The organism is Paracoccus tegillarcae (assembly GCF_002847305.1).
In the GTDB taxonomy this organism is placed as follows: domain Bacteria; phylum Pseudomonadota; class Alphaproteobacteria; order Rhodobacterales; family Rhodobacteraceae; genus Paracoccus; species Paracoccus tegillarcae.
In genome coordinates, this window is record NZ_CP025408.1 from 1102528 (window position 1) to 1120448 (window position 17921).

The window sequence follows — 17921 nt, forward strand, 5'->3', positions numbered from 1 at the left end:
GCCATTGCGGCGGGGCCTGATAACACGCTGTGTCCGACAACTCGTCAGGGCGTCAGCATCACCGGTTGATCGTCAGCCAGTGCTGCATTTTCATCATATTCGTAATCGCGCGCGCGCTCGACATCGGCCTCGGTCATCTCGGCCAGCGTCAGATTGCCGTCGGCAACACTGACATTGCCCATCGGGACCGGCACAATCTTGTCGCCGATGTCCAGAAACCCGCCCGAGCTGAGCAGCAGGTATTGCTGGCCATCAACGTCGATGACAGCTTCCGGATTGCCCAGATTCTCGCCACCGGCCGTCATGACGTCCATGCCCATCAGATCGCCAACAGTCATGGTCGTGCCATCGCCCGCAGCGGCCTGTTCCGGAGCCTCTTCCGACTGGCCTTCATCCTGGGCCTGTCCGTCCTCGGCCTGTTGCCCGGCCTGACGCTGCTCTCGTTCTTCGGTGGTCTCGATGACGATTTCGGGATCGCCGTCGACCTGCACCTCGACCGAGGGCTGTTCGGCCATGCTGATCGTTACATTCGGCTCGGCGCCTGCGAACGAGATTTCGGGATCGGCGCGGGTGAATTCGATCTGCGGCGGTTCTTGCGAGGTCACGAAATTCACGACCGGGCGCTGTTCGGCGATCTCGACATCCCCCGAAACGTCCTCGACCCCGCCGGCATCGGCCTGCTCCTGCGTCTCGTCGGGCGCCGTTTCACCATCGCCCACGCCCAGATCGATTTCCAGCTCGGGTTCGGCCTGTGTCACAGTCACTTCCGGTTCTCCCTGGACGACCTCGACCTGCGGATCGGCTTCGGTGACCGAGACTTCGGGATCGCTCTCGAGCACATAGATGCGCGGTGCGGGCATGGTGACGCGCACGTTGATCGTCGGGATCTCGACCGAGATCTCGGGCTGTCCCTGCTCGACGTCGATCTGCGAGGCGCCTTCCTGGACGCTGACCTGCGGCTGCGAGCGGGTGACCGTCACCTCGGGCTGCGGCACGCGGACATCGACGTTGGGTTCGGGAATCCGTACCTGCGCCTCGCCCGTGATCGTGGCTTCCTGCGTGGTGTCGACAGTCGCTGTCGTCGCGTCTGTTTCGGTTTCGGTTTCGGATTCCGTTTCAGTTGCCTGGTCGCTGTCGGTGGCCTGCGCATCGCCACTCAGTACGGCCTGGATGTCGGCACATTCCTGCGCGATGTCGTCGTTCACCGCGGTGGCGACACGTTGCGGATCGGCCCCCTCGATCGAACCGTCCTGCTCTAGGATAAATTGTCCGAGCGCCTGACATTCAGCGCTTTTCCCCTCCAGTTCGGCGGTGTCCACATTCAATGTCTGCGCCGCCGCCATGCCGGCGATGGTCATTGTCAGGGCGGTTCCCGCCATAAGCGACTTCAGTTTTAGATGCGAATTCATCTTGGCCTCTCTCCCTTATTCGATTTGTCTGCCAACGCGCTAAGGCACCGGCATCGCATCAAGAAAAGTCGAGATAAGCAGACTTGTTCCGTTGATAATTGTTAGGGTTAAGACGGGATTTGCATGCCGGATTGAGTCGCGGCGACAGTCAGTCGTCGACCCCTGGGGTCAGATGTCGTCACTCATGCGTGACCGGATCAATCAGAACACGGTGACCCGGTGTGATCTCTTTATAGACCGAGGGCGGCGCCTCGTAGTCAATCGGGTGGATGGGCGAGGGAATCGGCTTGAAGCTCAGATCCTCGCTGATCTTCTTTTCGCGCGGATCAGCCACCGGCACTGCCAGCATCAACTGCTTGGTATAACTGTGCTGGGGGTTTTCGAAGACCTGCTGTCGCGTGCCCATCTCAACGATGCGGCCAAGATACATGACGCCGACATAATGGCTGACGCGTTCGACCACGGCCATGTCATGGCTGATGAACAACATCGAGATGCCCAGATCCTGCTGCAGCTCCATCAGCAGGTTCAGCACCTGCGCCTGCACCGACACGTCCAGCGCCGACACCGCCTCATCCGCGACGATCAGCTTGGGGTTCAACGCCAGCGCACGGGCAATGGCGATCCGCTGACGCTGACCGCCTGACATTTCATGCGGATAGCGGCGCATGAAATGGCGCGGCAACTCGACCCGGTCGAACAACGCGGCAATGCGATCCTGCCGTTCGCTGCGGCTGCCGATGCCATAGTTCTGCATCGGCTCGGCCACCTGATCGTACAGTTTCATCTGCGGATCAAGGCTGGCAAACGGGTCCTGAAAGATCATCTGCATATCGCGCCGCGCCTTGCGCAGGTCGGATGGTCGCAGGGCCAGAATGTCGGTGCCGTCCAGCGTCACGCTGCCCGAGTCGGGATCGACGAGACGCAGGATCGATCGCGCGACGGTAGATTTCCCCGAACCCGATTCGCCCACCAGTGACATCGTTTCGCCACTGTTGATCTTGAAGGACACGTCCTCGACCGCATGAACCTGCGCCACCGTGCGCTTGAGAATGCCGCCCTTGACCGCAAACCGCGTGGTCAGGTGCTGCACTTCCAGCAGCGTTCGCGGGTCTTTCGATATCACCGGATCGGCCGCCTCGCGCGAGCCGTCCTTCATCAGCCGCATCGGTTCTGGCGCAGATTTGCCAGTCATTTCACCAAGGCGCGGCACGGCGGCCAGCAGCATCTTGGTGTAGTCCTCGCGCGGGTTCTCGAAGATCTGTTCGACCGGGCCTTCCTCGACCTTGTTGCCGCGATACATGACGACCACGCGGTCGGCCATTTGCGCAACCACCGCCATGTCATGGGTGATGAACATCACGGCAATCTGCTTTTCACGCTTCAGGCGGTCGATCAGCGCCAGGATCTCGGCCTGAATGGTCACGTCCAGCGCCGTGGTCGGTTCGTCGCAGATCAGCAGGCGCGGTTCGCAGGCCATGGCGATGGCGATCACGATGCGCTGGCGCATACCGCCGGACAACTCGTGCGGGTATTGGTCCAGACGACGCTCTGGTTCGGGAATGCGGACCTGGCGCAGGATCTCCAACGCCTTTGCGCGGGCATCCTTCTTGGCCAGACCGCGATGGACGATCAGACCTTCGGTCAGTTGATCGCCAATGGTGAAAACCGGGTTCAGCGCGGTCATCGGCTCTTGGAAGATCATGCCGATCTGATTGCCGCGAATGTCGCGCATGATCGGCGTTTTCTGCTGGGCAAGATCCACCACCTCGCCGTCGCCGCGATCAAACATCAGCTTGCCATTGGTGATCTCGCCGCCGCCGAATTCGACCAGCCGCATCAGCGAAAGCGAACTGACCGACTTGCCCGAACCGGACTCGCCCACGACGCAAACGCACTCGCCGGGCTTGATATCGAAGCTGACATCATTGACGCCAACGACGATGCCGTCATTCGTCTCGAATTCGACGCGCAGGTTCTCAATCGAAACAAGTGGTTTTTCGTCCAGCATCCGTCGTTCCATTCATGATGACCGGCCAAAGGCTAGCCCGCCCGGCGAAAAAGTCAAAGCAGAAAGCTCCGGAAATCCGAGTCGCGATTAGGCTTGCTTTCGAAGCGGGTCTCGGCTGAAAGTATGGCATTCCGCCCGCCCAACGAGGCAGAAGCCAGACCACCAGGGAGTGACGGCCATCAATGCCGCCGAAACAGAACAATACCAATCTCAATCGCGCCCTGCGTGTATCTGCCCGCTGACCGGGTTTACCAACAGGGAGCTATCTAAATGAAACTGAGAACCATTTTGCTGGGCGCTGCGGCGACGGCAGTCATGGCCCCAGCCGCATTTGCAGAACGTGGCGCAGATGGGCAGGTGAACATCATCTATTGGCAAGCGCCATCGACGATGAACCCCTATCTGTCCTCGGGCACCAAGGATGTCGAGGCTGCCAGCCTGGTCCTGGAAGGGCTGGCCGGCTTTAACGAAAAAGGCGAGGTCATCCCAAAGCTGGCGGCCGAGATCCCCAGCCTTGAAAACGGCGGCATCAGCGAAGACCTGAAAACCGTCACCTGGAAGATCCAGGAAGGCCTGACCTGGTCGGATGGCACCCCTGTGACCTCGGCCGATGCGAAATTCACCGCTGATTACTGCCTGCATCCCGAAGGTGGCTGCGCGCAGGCGGCGCGTTACGAAGGCATCGCCTCGATCGACACGCCCGATGATCTGACGGTCGTGATCAACTTTACCGAGGCCCGCCCCAACCCGTTCACGGCATTCACAGGTGCGCAATCGCCGATCCTGCAGGCCGCGCAATTCGCGGATTGCCTTGGCGCCGCTGCCTCGACCTGTACCGATCAGAACTTCAACCCGATCGGCACCGGCCCGTTCCGCGTGACCGAATTCCGCACCAATGACGTCGTCTCGCTGGAAGCCAACCCCGAATACCGCGACCCGGCCAAGCCGGCCTTCGCGACCGTCAACCTCAAGGGTGGCGGCGACGCGGCTGCGGCGGGTCGTTCGGTTCTGGAAACCGGCGAATATGACTATGCCTGGAACCTGCAGCTGGCGCCCGACGTGCTGGCCGGGATGGAGGCCGCAGGCCAGGGTCAGCTGGTCACCGGCTTTGGCACGCTGGTCGAGCGGATCGAAATGAACATGACCAACCCGTCGGCCGATCTGGGTGCCGATGTGCGCTCGACCGTGGCCGAGCCGCATCCGATCCTGTCGGATGAACGTGTTCGCCGCGCGCTGTCCATGGCCATCGACCGCACCCTGCTGACCGAAATCGGCTATGGCACTGCGGGCCGTCCGACCTGCAACCTGGTACCCGCGCCGGAAATGTTCGCGTCAGACAATACCGACTGCATCGAACAGGATGTCGAAGGCGCCAAGGCGTTGCTGGGCGAAGCCGGCTGGACCGTCGGCGGCGATGGCATCCGCGAAAAAGACGGCATGAAGCTGTCGCTGCTTTACCAGACCAGCGTCAACGCCGTGCGTCAGGATTTCCAGGCGCTGATCAAGCAGTGGTGGTCAGAAATCGGCGTTGAGACGGAACTGAAAACCATCGATGGTTCGGTCTTCTTTGGCGGTGACGCGGGTTCGCCCGACACCTTCCAGAAGTTCTATGCCGATGTCGAAATGTACGCCAACAACTTCGATGGCACCGACCCGGAGCCCTATCTGGCACAGTATACCTGCGAAAAGATCCCCGGCCCGGACAACCAGTGGCAGGGCGAAAACGTCAACCGCTTCTGCGACGAGGCATATGACGCCAAGGTCGTCGAACTGGGCAAGACAGGCGAGATCGAGGCACGCGCCACGCTGGCCAAGGAACTGAACGACATGCTGACCAAGGAAAGCATGGTCGTCGTACCGCTGGTCGATCGCGGTCGTGTCTCGGCGCATTCCAACACGCTTGGCGGTGTCGTCCTGAACACCTGGGACAGTGAAATCTGGAACGCAGCCGACTGGTATCGTATCAAAGAGTAAGCCATCCTTGCATAGGTCGTGGCCCCGCCAGTCGGGGCCACGCGGCAATTCAAACGACAGGGAGAAGTAGAATGTCCAAGATCAGAACCGGGCTATTTGCGGCGACCGCGCTCGCAGGCCTTTCGTCAGCGGCCATGGCCGAGCGCGGCAGCGACGGGCAGTTGAACCTGCTGCTGTGGCAGGCACCGTCGACAATGAACACCTATCTGTCCACCGGCACCAAGGACATGCTGGCGTCTTCTCTCGTCCTTGAGCCGCTGGCGACCTTCGGTCCCGACGGCACATTCATTCCGCGCCTCGCAGCCGAGGTCCCGACGCTGGAAAATGGCGGCATTTCCGAAGACCTGACGACGGTCACCTGGAAGCTGAAAGAAGGGCTGAAATGGTCCGACGGCAGCGACGTGACCTCTGAGGACGTCAAGTTCACCGCCGACTATTGCATGAACGAAGAGGGCGGCTGTTCGCAGGGTGCAAAGTTTTACGGCATCAGCAGCATCGAGGCGGTCGATCCGCTGACGATCAAGATCACCTATGATGGCCCCCGCCCCAACCCCTATGACGCCTTTGTCGGCGCACAGGCCCCTGTCCTGCAAAAGGCACAGTTCGAAAGCTGCATGGGCGCGGCGGCTGCCAGCTGTACCGAGCAGAATTTCGGCCCAATCGGAACGGGCCCGTTCCGGGTTGTCGAATTCCGCACCAATGACGTCGCCACGCTGGAGGCCAATCCCGAATACCGCGAGGCCGACAAACCCGCCTTTGCCACGCTGAACATGAAGGGCGGCGGCGATTCCAACGCAGCGGCCCGTGCGGTTCTGGAAACCGGCGAATACGACTATGCTTGGAACATCCAGATCGCGCCTGACGTGCTGGACGGCATGTTGGCGGCGGGCAATGGCCGGCTTGAGGTCGACTTTGGCTCGACCACCGAGCACCTCAAGATGAACATGACCGACCCGTCCTCCAGCCTGCCCGAGGGCGAGCGTTCGACACTGGCACACCCGCACCCGATCCTGTCGGATGTGAATGTGCGCCGTGCGCTATCCATGGCCATTGACCGCAACCTCCTGAACGAGATCGGCTATGGCGACACCGGCAAGGCGACCTGCAACATGGTCGGCGGCCCCGAAGAGTTCGTCGCGGACAATACCGAATGCCTGACCCAGGATATCGAAGGCGCCAAGGCACTGCTGGAAGAGGCAGGCTGGACCGTCGGCGGCGATGGTGTGCGCGAGAAAGACGGAATGAAGCTGTCCCTGCTGTTCCAGACCAGCGTCAACGCCGTGCGGCAGGACTTTCAGGCGCTGATCAAGCAGTGGTGGTCCGAGATCGGCGTGGAAACCGAGCTGAAGACCGTTGATGCCAGCGTCTTCTTTGGCAGCGATCCCGGCTCGCCCGATACGCTGGTCAAGTTCTATGCCGATGTCGAGATGTATACGGACGTCTATGACGGCACCGATCCCGGCACTTTCCTGGCCGAGCACAGCTGCGACTCGATCCCGAGCCCCGAGAACCAGTGGCAGGGCGAGAACGCCGCGCGCTTTTGCAACGAAGAGTTCGATGCAATGGCCAAGGAAATGGAACAGACCGCTGGCATCGAGGCACGTGCGGAACTGGCCAAGAGGATGAACCTGATCCTGACCAAGGAAGAAATGGTGCTGCAGCCGCTGATCTCGCGTGGTCGCGTCTCGGTCACCTCCAACGCCCTGGCAGGGTTCGAGATGAACCCCTGGGACAGCGAGTTCTGGAACATCGCCGACTGGACCCGCGCCGCCGAGTGACGGGATAAACCTTGCCGCCCCGGCCGCCTGTGCGCGGTCGGGGCGCGCGCAACCGCAAACCACCCGACTGACGAAAGAAGGCCGCGCCCATGAAGCTGTCCAGATTGCTGCCCCTGACCCTGCTGGCTGCCAGCCCCGCGCTGGCCGAACGCGGCGAGAATGGCGATCTGCGGATCATCTATTGGCAGGCCGCGTCGGTTCTGAACCCTTATATCTCGACCTCGGGCAAGGATGTTGACCCTGCCTCTTTGGTGCTCGAGCCGCTGGCCGGCTATGACGGCGATGGGAAACTGTTCCCGCGCCTCGCCACCGAAATCCCGACTGTCGAGAATGGCGGCATCGCTGCCGATTTCAGCTCGATCACCTGGAAGCTGCGCGATGGGCTGACCTGGTCCGATGGCAGCCCGGTCACCGCTGACGATATCAAATTCACCGCCGAGTATTGCATGGCGCCCGATTTCGGCTGCGCCGTCTCGGCCCGTTTTCAGGGCATCACCTCGGTCGACGTGGTCGATCCGCTGACCGTCACCGTCAATTTCGATACACCGAAATACGCGCCCTATCAGGCCTTTGTCGGCTCACGCACGCCGATCCTGCAAACGGCGCAGTTCCAGAACTGCCTTGGCGCCGCCGGCGCCAGCTGCACCGACCAGAATTTCGCGCCCATCGGCACTGGCCCCTATACGGTGACCGAATTCCGGCCCAATGACGTGGCTCTGTTCGAAATCAATCCCAATTACCGCGATGCTGACAAGCCGGCATTTGCCAATGTCACGATCAAGGGCGGCGGCGATGCGGCGGCGGCCGGGCGCGCTGTGCTGGAAACGGGCGAGTTCGACTTTGCCTGGAATCTGATGCTGGATCCCGAAACGCTGGCCCAGATGGAATCCGCCGGCAACGGGCAGACCTTTGCCAGCTTTGGCACCATGGTAGAGCGGATCGAACTGAACCAGACCGATCCTTCCACCGATCTTGGCGCGGAACGTTCAACCCTGGCGCATCCACATCCGTTTCTGACCGATCCGGCGGTGCGGCAGGCCCTGTCCATGGCCATCGACCGCAATCTGCTGGCCGAGATCGGCTATGGACCGGCAGGCAAGCCCACCTGCAACATCGTGCCAGCGCCGCTGGATTACGTGCCCCAGAACGAGGATTGCCTGACCCAGGATATCGACGGCGCCAAGGTGCTGCTGGATCAGGCGGGCTGGGTGCCCGGCGCTGACGGCATTCGCGAAAAGGACGGGCAGCGCCTGTCTGTCGTGTATCAGTCCAGCGTCAATGCGGTGCGGCAGGACGTTCAGGCACTGGTCAAGCAATGGTGGTCGGAAATCGGCGTCGATGCGCAGTTGAAAACCGTGGATGGCAGCGTCTTTTTTGGCGGCGATGCGGGCTCGCCCGACACCATCCAAAAGCTGTTCGCCGATGTGCAGATGTACACCAACAGCTTTGACAACCCAGACCCCGAGGCTTTCATGGGCAACCTGACCTGCGCCCGTATCCCCTCGCCCGAGAACCAGTGGCAAGGCAACAATTTCGCCCGTTTCTGCGACCCCAGCTATGACGAAAAGGTCGCGCAGTTGCGCGAGACTGCCGATCCCGAGCAGCGTCAGGAACTGGTGCGGGAACTGGCGCTGATGCCCACCGCCGAAACGAATATTCTTATCCCGCTGATCCATCGTGGTATGGTATCGGCTCATGCCAACTCGCTTGTCGGCATCGTGCCCAATGCCTGGGAAAGCGATCTGTGGAACATCCAGGACTGGATGCGCGGCCAATAACCCGAAAGGAGCACCTGCCCCTATGCTGAATTTCACCATCCGCCGGCTGTTATTGGCGATACCGACGCTGCTGTTCATCTCGCTGGTGATTTTTCTGCTGCTGGAGGCATCGCCGGGTGACCCCTTGGGCGATGTGCCGCTGACCGTGCCGCCAGAGGTCAAGGAACGCATGCGCGAGGCGCTTGGACTGGGGCAGGCCTGGTATATCCGCTACGTCCTGTGGCTAAAGCAGTTCTTCTGGGTCGAGCCGCTTTACTGGTTCGATCATTTCTTTGGCACAGGCTATGCCGATGGCATGCAGCGGATCATCAGCTTTCAGTCGCGCAGCCCGGTCTTTGACGTGATCGCGCAGCGCCTGCCGCAAACGCTGACCGTGGTGGGCATGTCCTATGTCGTGGCGATCCTGATCGCGATCCCGATCGGGATCATCTCGGCCTACAAGCAGTATAGCTGGTTCGATCAGCTGGGTACCTTTATCTCGATGGTCGGCTTTTCGATGCCGACCTTCTTTACCGGTGTCGTGCTGATCATCATTTTCGGGGTCAAACTGCAATGGTTCCCCTCGATCTATGACACCACCCATGTCGTGAATGACTGGGACAGCTTTCTTGTGCAGGTCAAACAGATGGTGATGCCGGTCACGGTGCTGGCCCTTTATAACGCCGCGCAGATCAGCCGCTTCATGCGGGCCTCCATGCTGGACAATCTGGGGCAGGACTACGTCCGCACCGCCCGCGCCAAGGGCCTGTCGGAAAAGACCGTCGTGCTGAAACATGTGCTGCGCAACAGCCTGATCCCCGTGGTCACGGTCATTGCACTTGGCCTGCCTGTGGTCTTCGGCGGCGCGATCATCACCGAGCAGGTGTTCAAGGTGAATGGCCTCGGGCAGTTGCTGATCAGCGCAATTCACGCCAACGACTTGCCCATGGTGCTGACGCTGACCTTTATCTTCGCCATCCTGATCGTCAGCTTCACGCTGGTCGCGGATGTGCTTTATGGCTTTCTAGACCCGCGGATCCGCTATGACTGATACTGATCGCCAGCACCAGCTGGACACCGCCGAACTGATCGACGAGACCGCCGCAAATGCCGCCGTCACGGCCGAGTTGCCGCCTGACGACCCGGTCACCGCCGGGGGTGAGACCCGCAGCCAATGGCGCGACGTCTGGCGCCAGTTCCGCAACCACAAGGGCGCGATGATTTCGCTGGTGCTGTTCATCGGCATCCTTCTGTTCGTTTCGATCGGGCCGTTGATCTGGAGGCTGGACCCGACCTTTGTGGATATCCGCGCCCGCAATTCCAGTTTCAGCCTCGCGCATCCTCTGGGCACCGACCAGCTGGGCCGCGATCTGCTGGCACGGTTGATGTCGGGTGGGCAGGTTTCACTGGCGGTCGGGTTGACGGCGATGATCCTGGCGATCTCGCTTGGCAGTTTTGTCGGCGTCATGTCGGGCTATTTCAAACGGCTGGACGCGCCGCTGATGCGCCTGACCGAGCTGTTTCTGGCGCTGCCCCTGCTGCCGTTGCTGCTGCTGATGGTGACACTGTTCCGCGAACCGCTGTCGCAATCCTTTGGCCCGGCCATGGGGATCTTCATCCTCATCGTCACCGCCATCGGCGCGACCAGTTGGATGCAGGCTGCGCGGATCGTGCGCGGCGATGTGCTGGGCCTGAAGGAACGGGAATTCATTTTGGCTGCACGCTCGATCGGTACGCCGCCACGCCGGATGATCACCAAGCATGTGCTACCCAATGTGCTGTCGCCGATCATGGTGGCCGCGACGCTTGGCATCGCCAGCGCCATCATCACCGAAAGCGCTCTGTCCTTTCTGGGGCTTGGCTTTCCGCCGGATTTCCCGACATGGGGGCGGCTGCTATTCGACGCGGTTGACCAGATGGTGCTGTATCCTTGGCGGGTGATCTTCCCCGGCCTGCTGATCTCGTTGACGGTGCTGTGCGTGAACTACATCGGTGACGGCCTGCGCGACGCGATGGACCCGCGTATTCGCGGCAGGTGAGCGACCTCGGCATCCAGACAGTCTCTGCCCCCGGCAGGTGGCGGGCGCTTGCTCTGGTCTGCAGCGCGGTCGTGCTGTCGATGACGCCGTGGTTTTCGGCCACAGCGATCCTGCCCGAACTGTCGGCACGCTGGCAGATGGACGAGGGCACCGCATCCTGGCTGACAATCGCGGTGCAGATCGGCTTTGTTATCGGTGCGCTTGGGCTGACCGTGACCGGGCTGGCAGACCGACTGCCCATGCGCCAGCTGATCGGTTGGTCGGCCTGCGTTGCGGGCCTGTCGAACCTGATGCTGCTGGTCGCGCCTGATCCGGGCTGGGCGGTCGCCAGCCGCATGTTGACCGGTATAGCGCTGGCCGGTGTATACCCCCCATCGATGAAGCTGGTCACGACATGGTTCGTGCAGGCGCGCGGGCTGGCATTGGGAATGGTGATCGGTGCCCTGACCCTTGGCTCGGCCTTTCCGCATCTGGTCCGGGCCGCCAGTGCCGGGCTGGACTGGCGCATCGTGGTGCTGGCAACCTCAGGCTTTGCGCTGATCTCGGCCGTCATGCTGGCGCTGGTGGTGCGCGAGGGGCCGCATGGCTATGCCCCTGCCCCGTTTCGGCTGGCCGAGTTGCGCAACATCGTCCTGTACAAGCCGCTGATGTTGGCCAATATCGGCTATTTCGGCCATATGTGGGAACTCTATGCGATGTGGGGCTGGTTTCTGGCATTTGCCTCGGGCGCGCTGGTGCAGTCAGGCCTGCAGGGGCCTGCCTTTGCCTCATCGCTGACCTTTGTGGTCATCGCCACCGGCGCCGTGGGCTGCGTCATTGGCGGTTGGGTGGCCGACCGGATCGGGCGCACCGCGACAACCGCGATCATGATGGCCGCATCAGGGGGCTGCGCCGCGCTGATTGGGTTTGCATGGGGTGGCCCGGAATGGGTCCTGATCCTGATCGCATTGATCTGGGGGCTGACCATCCCCGCCGATTCCGCGCAATTCTCGGCCATGGTCACCGAACTGTCCGAACGCAGGCTGGTCGGCACCGCCTTGGCCTTTCAGATGGGCGTCGGCTTTGCCCTGACGGTGATCAGCCTGCGCCTGATGCCGGTCTTCGCCGAATGGATCGGCGGCTGGCAATGGGCCTTTCTGGTGCTGGTGCCCGGCCCCGCGATTGGCACCATTGCCATGCTGTGGCTGCGCAGACTGCCCGAGGCCGCGCGCATCAGCGGTGGTTTGCGCTAGCCGGTCAGGGTGGTCCGACATCAGTGCTGCACAACGAAAAAGGCCGCCCGCAGGCGACCTTACTCAAATCTGGTGGCAGCCGGTTCAGGCGGCCTCTGCCTCTTCGGCAGCCATGCGGCGTTCGCTTTCCTCGCGCGACAGCGCAACCGAGGTGCGCACGCCCTTGGACACGAATTCCATCAAGCCTTTGACGACACGTTCGTTCGGGTCGATCCCGGCGCAAGACAGCACTTCACGACCATCGCGAGAGCGCGCCCAACGGGCAATCTGCTCGGGGCCGTTACCATATTTCTTGTCATCTGCGATCGCATCGTCCAAAGCCGCAAGAACCACGGCCGCAAACAGCTTGCGAGCGCGCTGGCCTTGTTCGAAATTGAAAGCTGAGCCGTCAACGAAATCACGCATATCGCTCGTCCTGTTCTTCTTATTATGCAGTTGGCCCGTACGGCCCGTCGGAGAGTTGCACATCCAACATTCTGCGCTGCCGCATTGAATAGCCTATCAACCACCCGATTCGGTATGCCTCTGGGCGCAGGACTGCCATGCACTCATCGCATACCTACACCTCGCAGGTGTTAACTCAATCGCCTTTTGGTTGTCTGCTACAGTCGACTGGTCAACGAAAACACGCCGGCACCGCAAACGGTTGCCAGCTTGACACTCCACCGATATAGGTTCGCCAAAATGCCGGTCAACCGGCACCAAGCAATAAAATCAGCCAATCCTTTCAAGGTTTCCCCAATGCCCAAGATCAACGGCAACGAAATTCGTCCCGGCAATGTGCTGGAACATGATGGCGGTCTGTGGGCCGCCGTGAAGGTCAACCACGTCAAGCCCGGCAAAGGCGGGGCCTTTGCTCAGGTCGAGATGAAGAACCTGCGCGACGGCCGCAAGCTGAACGAACGCTTTCGCAGCGAAGACAAGGTCGAACGTGTGCGGTTGGACCAGAAGGATCAGCAGTTCCTGTATGAGACCGACGGCAAGCTGGTCTTTATGGACAGCGAGACCTTTGAGCAGACAGAACTGGATTCAGAACTGCTGGGCGACCGCCGCCCGTTCCTGCAAGACGGCATGATGGCCACCATCGAATATTATGGCGAAGAGGCCCTGTCGGTCTCGATCCCGCAAAAGGTCACTTGCAAGGTCGTCGAGACGGAGCCGGTGGTCAAAGGCCAGACGGCTGCCAACAGCTACAAGCCCGCGATTCTGGACAATGGCGTTCGCGTCATGATCCCGCCCTTCGTCGGCGAGGGCGAGGACATCATCGTCAATACCGAACTGTTCGAATATAGCGAACGCGCCTGACGCGGCACAGTCGCGGCAGGTCGGCGGGTCAGTCGTGCCCGCCGCCCTAATCTGTCGCGGCAGCTGGATCAGTCCAGCATTCCTGCATCACCACGGTCTCGAATTCGTCCTGCGTGGCCCAGCCACGTGCCGCCAGTTCGGGTCCGTCGAACAGCTCTTCGACATGGCCAAGGCACAAATAGGCCACGATCGCTATATGGTCAGGCAGGCCCAGGATCGGGCGCAGATCCGCATCGTTGAAGATGCTGACCCAGCCCATTCCGATGCCTTCGGCCCGTGCCGCCAGCCACATGTTCTGAACTGCGCAAACCGTCGAATACAGGTCCATATCGGGGTTGTGGGTACGGCCCAGAACCACCTTGCCACCCCGCTCGCGGTCGCAGGTGACGCAGATATTCAGCGGCGCCTTGTCGATCCCTTCCAGCTTTAGCGCCGCGTAGTCTGATCGCCGTTCGGCGGGGAACATGCTTGCGGCTTCGGCGTTCGCACGGGCGAATGCCTGCCGGACAGAGGCGCGGCGCTGCGGGTCGCGGATCAGGATGAAATTCCACGGCTGCGACAGACCGACGGACGGCGCGGCATGGGCCGCCTGCAAGATACGCCGCAGGACCTGCGGGTCGATGGGGTCGGGCAGGAATTCGTTCCGCACATCGCGGCGATGCGCAATCACATCATACAGCGCCTGCCGCTCCGCCCGCGAAAAGACCCGCGCCTTGACGGGTGCGCATTCGGCGGGATCAGTCATGCTCTGCCCCCTCGGGTGCTGCAACATGCGGCTCAATTGGTCGGGCGCGACCATCGTCGTCCAGCGCGACAAAGGTAAACTCGGCCTCGGTCACCTTTTCGCCGGTTTCCCGGTCGCGCTCTCGCCGCCAGGCCTCGACATGGATCTGCATCGAGCTGCGGCCCGTGCGGACCAGATCGGCATAAAGCGAGATCTCGTCCCCGACCTTGACCGGGCGCAGAAACTTCATGCCCTCGACGGCAATGGTGGCGCTGCGGCCATGCGAGGTCAACGAGGCGACCGAGCCGGCGGCAAGGTCCATCTGGCTCATCAGCCAGCCGCCGAAGATATCGCCCGCCGGATTGGTATCGGCTGGCATGGCGATGGTGCGGATCCTCGGCGACCGATTAGGAATGATGTCGTCGGTCATGCCCCTGCCCCACCGTTGGTTGCGTCCATGATGTAGCGCGCCGTCATCAGATCCAGATGCGCGCCGCCGCCGTTCTTGGCGATGGTGATCTCGTCCTCTGATTGCCGCGCGTAGCTGCCTGAGGGCAGATCATAAAAATCTGCCAGAATGTCGTTGGGCGTGATCACGCCCTGATCCAGCGGAATCTGGATCTCTCCGATATGGCCAATGGTCGTCTTGCGGCTGTCCACGAACAGGCGCGCGCGGGTCAGCGCCGTATCATCGACCTCGCGCATGTCGGGACGGTAGGCGCCGATCAGGTCCAGATGCGTGCCGGGCGCGATCCAGTCGCCCTGCACCACCGGTTCGCGCGCCATGGTCGTCGTCGCGACAATCTCGGCCTGGCGAACGGCCTGTTCCAGATCATCCGCCGCGACCGCGCTCATCCGTTCCGCCAGATCCCGCGCCGCGCCCGCGGATCGGTTCCAGATCGTCACCTCTGCATCCGGGATCAGCGCGCGGTAAGCCTCGATCATCGCGGCTGCGACCTTGCCAGCGCCGACGATCAACACCCGGCGGGCATCCTTGCGGGCCAGATGGCGCGCGGAAAGCAGGCTATCGCCGGCGGTCTTCCATTTTGTCACCAGATGAAAATCGACAATGGCAGCCAGCCGCCCGGTTGCGTCGTCAAACAGGTTGACCGCGCCGTTGACCATCGGCAGATCCTGCGCCGGATTGGCGGGGAAAATACTGGCAGGCTTGACTGCAATCCCCAGCCCGTCGATCCAGGCCGATCGTGTCAGCAGGGTGTCCTGGCCGCGATAAAGGAAACTGTCGGCGATCTCGGCGGGCGGCAAACGATGGCCTGCGACCATGGCATCCGTCAGCGCGATCCAATCCAGCCGCGCTTCGGCATCTGGTCCGATAATCTTGGGCGTCATGGCGGCTCCTCAAGCGGGTTTGGGGCAGCCTAGCCGTGCGGTCCGGCGTGAACAAGCGCAGGACCGGTGCGGCGCTAACCCTGATCCGGCTTGCTTTCCGACAGCATGGCATCCATGGCGGCAACAAAGGCCAGAACCGCAGGCGATGGCGGTGCCTCGCGTTCGGGCTCGGGCGTTGCAGCCGCGACCGGGGCCGAGGTCATCTTGCGATCAGCCCAGCCCTTCAGCTGAGCGATGGAATAGCCGCGCAGAAACGGGTTCGCATTCACCACTGCCCCGCCCATGACCTGCAGGACGCTGGCATTGTCCGCCGATGACAAGGCCCGGTGCGCGCCCTCGGGCCCCAGAAAATGCGCCAGATACAGTCGCCCGGCGTTGATCTGATGGCCGCGCGCGCGCAGATAGGCCTCGTTCTCTTGCGCCAGATGCTTGACCATCTCGCGCGACAGATCGGCATTAAAGCGCAAGGCCAGCTGATCGCCACGCGACATGGTGGCCGCCAGATCGGGTCGATAGCTGCGCATCATCCTGAGCCAGGTCGATTCGATGAACTGCCCCAGCCCCGAGGCCGTCGACAGCGGGTTCTTGGCGTTCGGATTGCCGGCGCTTTCGACCCGGATGATGCGACCGATCAGCGTTTCGACCGCGTCCGAGGCCAGCACTGTCTGCCCGCCCGTAAAGAACGGCATCGGGTTGATCGCCTCGCCGCCCCGGAAGGCCTGAAAGAACAAGCCGTCCTCGCCCCCACTTGGCTGACCGACACGCCCAAGCGCGCCTCCTGCGGCAACAGCGGCCCCTTGCGTCACGCCCTCGGCCACAGCCGACAGCCCGGAATAGCGGGTCCGCAGCCCGCCGCCGTGATCCAGCGTCAAGATGAAACCAGCGGCCGCATCGCCATCGACAGCCAGCAAACTACCCGCAGCGGCGGCAATGACAGGCGCACCGCGTGCGGCGGAAAATTCGAGACCGGGCAAGGTTTCCTGACCGGCCTGATCCGTGATCTCCGCCCCGAACTTGCGGCGGATCGTGCCGGTCACCGGCATGGTCATCACCAGCCCGCCGGTTCCGGCCTCGACGATCCGTGCGCCCGGCGCATGGCAACGAAATCCCTGCCCATCCTCGCGCGGGACGACGTAGCAGGGCTTTTCACCCGATGGCCCGTCAACGCCGGCATACAAAACCTGCCCCGCCAGCCCGCCGCCCGCGCCGTGATCGCGCGCATAGATCATGGTCAGCCTGTCACCCGGATCGGCATAGCCTCCCAGATCATGCACCTGCGCCATCATCGCGATGATTTCGCCCACGATCTCGGTCGGGACCTCTGCGCGGATGGCGGCGGAATAGATCACATCCAGCAGGCGGTATTGCAGCCCCTCCCCGGATTGTTCGGCGTCGCCGCGTGCCAGCACCATGATATCATCGTCGATCCACGGATCAGCCGCTGCCACAAGTTCATCGCGTCCGTTGCGCGCAACCGAGCCCTGCCACCCCTGCTCACCATACAGCGACAGCTGCATCAGCCGGGGATCATCGGCAATGGGGGCATAGCGGATGGCGATGACCGCACCCTGCGGCAGCGGCTTGTCCAGCGGCAGCCCGTCCGGCGCGCGCGCGACGATGGCCTCGATCTCGGACGGCTGAAAACCATTGTCGCGCAACAGATCCGCCAGCGGCGTTTCCAGCGCAAGATCCAGGATCAGCTCTTGCGACAGGGGCAGGCGTTCAGCCTCGGGACGCAGAAAGAGGGTGTTGGCAGAGGCGCGCGCGGGGTTTTTCTCTTCCTCTGTCATTGTCAGCGGGTCGATGGGTGCCGGTGCCTGCTGTTGCTGCTGTAGCATTTCGATCGAGCGGGTCCGCTGTTGCTGGAACAGCGCGAAATCCTCGGGCGAACTGGGCAGCGCAGTCATCAGCCGTCGTTCGCGCGTGTGCAGTGTCTCATCGACCAGCGTCAGCCGGTCGGGTGCAGGCAGGCCCACGCGACCCACGTCCAGCGTCGGCGGGCCGGTCAGCGGCTGATTGCCGCTGGATTGGCCGTCCTCGGCCAGGCGCAGGATCAGCGGATCGCCGGGCAGGTCGGTAAAGGTATCAGCGCGCACCACAGGGGCCACGTCGAATTCCTCGGCGACCTGCACCATCTGCGCATCGTCGCCCTGCGCCTCCGACGCAATCTGCGGATCGCCTGCGGGCATCCCATCGGTCGGCGCATCGGGCCACAGCATCCAGGCCACGCCGCCCACAATCAGCACCGAAGCAGCCGCCACCCCGCCGCGGATCGCACGGCTGCGGTTCCGGCGACGCCGCGCACTGCGGCGGTGGTTCTGAAAGGCGGGATCAACCTGCAT

At 62.4% G+C, this 17921-nt stretch carries 14 protein-coding genes; 7 read left to right on the forward strand and 7 right to left on the reverse strand.

Features of this window, described 5'->3' with window-relative positions:
* Positions 1–44: 44 nt before the first annotated feature.
* Both CUV01_RS05535 and CUV01_RS05540 read right to left on the reverse strand, forming a co-directional pair.
* The gene (locus tag CUV01_RS05535) at positions 45–1409 is read right to left on the reverse strand and encodes a PRC-barrel domain-containing protein (RefSeq protein ID WP_101459600.1); all 1365 of its coding nucleotides are present in this window, start codon (positions 1407–1409) and stop codon (positions 45–47) included.
* A gap of 178 nt (positions 1410–1587) precedes the next feature.
* Entirely contained in the window at positions 1588–3420 is a 1833-nt protein-coding gene (locus tag CUV01_RS05540; protein ID WP_101461883.1) for an ABC transporter ATP-binding protein, read from the reverse strand.
* A 270-nt stretch (positions 3421–3690) separates the two neighbouring features.
* On the opposite strand from CUV01_RS05540, the gene CUV01_RS05545 reads away from it, so the two are divergent.
* From CUV01_RS05545 to CUV01_RS05570, 6 genes are all read left to right on the forward strand, one after another.
* Positions 3691–5394, forward strand: coding sequence for a peptide ABC transporter substrate-binding protein (locus CUV01_RS05545; RefSeq protein ID WP_101459601.1), 1704 nt, complete (start codon positions 3691–3693; stop codon positions 5392–5394).
* Positions 5395–5465: 71 nt separating this feature from the next.
* Positions 5466–7172: a peptide ABC transporter substrate-binding protein gene (locus tag CUV01_RS05550; protein WP_101459602.1), complete on the forward strand. Its 1707-nt coding sequence runs from the start codon at positions 5466–5468 to the stop codon at positions 7170–7172.
* An 89-nt stretch (positions 7173–7261) separates the two neighbouring features.
* Positions 7262–8950 carry a peptide ABC transporter substrate-binding protein gene (locus CUV01_RS05555; RefSeq protein ID WP_101459603.1) on the forward strand — a complete coding sequence of 563 codons (1689 nt, stop codon included), beginning with the start codon at positions 7262–7264 and terminating at the stop codon, positions 8948–8950.
* Positions 8951–8972: 22 nt separating this feature from the next.
* Positions 8973–9980 (forward strand): ABC transporter permease, encoded by a 1008-nt coding sequence (locus CUV01_RS05560; protein ID WP_101459604.1) that lies wholly within the window; start codon positions 8973–8975, stop codon positions 9978–9980.
* Complete coding sequence (locus CUV01_RS05565) at positions 9973–10968, forward strand: ABC transporter permease (RefSeq protein WP_101459605.1); 996 nt, start codon at positions 9973–9975, stop codon at positions 10966–10968. The genes CUV01_RS05560 and CUV01_RS05565 overlap by 8 nt, the downstream gene beginning before the upstream one ends.
* Positions 10965–12200, forward strand: coding sequence for an MFS transporter (locus CUV01_RS05570; RefSeq protein ID WP_232962533.1), 1236 nt, complete (start codon positions 10965–10967; stop codon positions 12198–12200). Before CUV01_RS05565 ends, CUV01_RS05570 begins: the two co-directional genes overlap by 4 nt.
* An 84-nt stretch (positions 12201–12284) precedes the next feature.
* Here the strand turns inward: CUV01_RS05570 and CUV01_RS05575 are convergent, their stop codons facing one another.
* Positions 12285–12605 (reverse strand): DUF6280 family protein, encoded by a 321-nt coding sequence (locus CUV01_RS05575; protein ID WP_090735129.1) that lies wholly within the window; start codon positions 12603–12605, stop codon positions 12285–12287.
* 336 nt (positions 12606–12941) lie between these two features.
* Between CUV01_RS05575 and efp the strand changes: the two genes are divergently transcribed.
* A complete protein-coding gene (gene efp / locus CUV01_RS05580; protein WP_101459606.1) occupies positions 12942–13505 on the forward strand; it encodes an elongation factor P in 564 nt (187 codons plus the stop codon).
* A 46-nt stretch (positions 13506–13551) separates the two neighbouring features.
* Here the strand turns inward: efp and bluB are convergent, their stop codons facing one another.
* From bluB to CUV01_RS05600, 4 genes are all read right to left on the reverse strand, one after another.
* Entirely contained in the window at positions 13552–14250 is a 699-nt protein-coding gene (gene bluB, locus CUV01_RS05585; RefSeq protein ID WP_101459607.1) for a 5,6-dimethylbenzimidazole synthase, read from the reverse strand.
* Positions 14243–14659, reverse strand: a complete 417-nt coding sequence (locus CUV01_RS05590; protein ID WP_101459608.1) for an acyl-CoA thioesterase — start codon at positions 14657–14659, stop codon at positions 14243–14245. The genes bluB and CUV01_RS05590 overlap by 8 nt, the downstream gene beginning before the upstream one ends.
* Complete coding sequence (locus CUV01_RS05595) at positions 14656–15579, reverse strand: ornithine cyclodeaminase family protein (protein ID WP_101459609.1); 924 nt, start codon at positions 15577–15579, stop codon at positions 14656–14658. Before CUV01_RS05595 ends, CUV01_RS05590 begins: the two co-directional genes overlap by 4 nt.
* Positions 15580–15653: 74 nt before the next feature.
* A complete protein-coding gene (locus CUV01_RS05600) occupies positions 15654–17921 on the reverse strand; it encodes a M23 family metallopeptidase (RefSeq protein WP_101459610.1) in 2268 nt (755 codons plus the stop codon).